The 921-nt window shown below is 54.5% G+C and carries 2 rRNA genes; both read right to left on the bottom strand.

From position 1 onward, the window contains the following. Positions 1–24: 24 nt before the first annotated feature. A 5S ribosomal RNA gene (rrf, locus tag HMPREF3115_RS11335) occupies positions 25–137 on the bottom strand. 152 nt (positions 138–289) lie between these two features. Further along, positions 290–921, bottom strand: a 23S ribosomal RNA gene (locus HMPREF3115_RS11330); the annotation flags it as partial.

The raw sequence follows: 921 nt of genomic DNA, 5'->3' as shown, positions 1-921 counted from the left end.
GGGCGGGGGTTTTTGGCTTAGGGAGCCTGACGATTACCTACTTTCACACGGGAATCCGCACTATCATCGGCGTAGAGTCGTTTCACGGTCCTGTTCGGGATGGGAAGGGGTGGGACCGACTCGCTATGGTCATCAGGCAAAGAGGGTTGTTGCGCCGCTTCGCAGCGCAACCAATCGGGAAGAAGCAGTAATTTTGGGTTGTGCGTATCGCACACGAGAATCCAACGTGTCGCTTTGGATCGCAGCCGGTGCTGTCGCACGGCGCCGATCTACAAGGCAGACTTGTTATAGGATCAAGCCTTACGGGCAATTAGTATCGGTTAGCTGAACGCATTACTGCGCTTACACACCCGACCTATCAACGTCCTGGTCTCGAACGACCCTTCAAGGAGGTCAAGCCTCCAGGGATATCTCATCTTAAGGCGAGTTTCCCGCTTAGATGCTTTCAGCGGTTATCTCTTCCGAACATAGCTACCCGGCGATGCGACTGGCGTCACAACCGGTACACCAGAGGTTCGTCCACTCCGGTCCTCTCGTACTAGGAGCAGCCCCCTTCAAATATCCAACGCCCACGGCAGATAGGGACCAAACTGTCTCACGACGTTTTAAACCCAGCTCACGTACCTCTTTAAATGGCGAACAGCCATACCCTTGGGACCGGCTACAGCCCCAGGATGAGATGAGCCGACATCGAGGTGCCAAACACCGCCGTCGATATGAACTCTTGGGCGGTATCAGCCTGTTATCCCCAGAGTACCTTTTATCCGTTGAGCGATGGCCCTTCCATACAGAACCACCGGATCACTATGACCTGCTTTCGCACCTGCTCGACTTGTCGGTCTCGCAGTTAAGCACGCTTATGCCATTGCACTATCAGCACGATTTCCGACCGTACCTAGCGTACCTTCGTACTCCTCCGTT

Origin of the sequence: Burkholderia sp. HMSC10F09 (assembly GCF_001806955.1) — a bacterium.
GTDB lineage: Bacteria > Pseudomonadota > Gammaproteobacteria > Burkholderiales > Burkholderiaceae > Burkholderia > Burkholderia multivorans.
The sequence above is the reverse complement of the archived record's forward strand: the minus strand, read 5'-3'. Positions and strand labels throughout refer to the sequence as shown.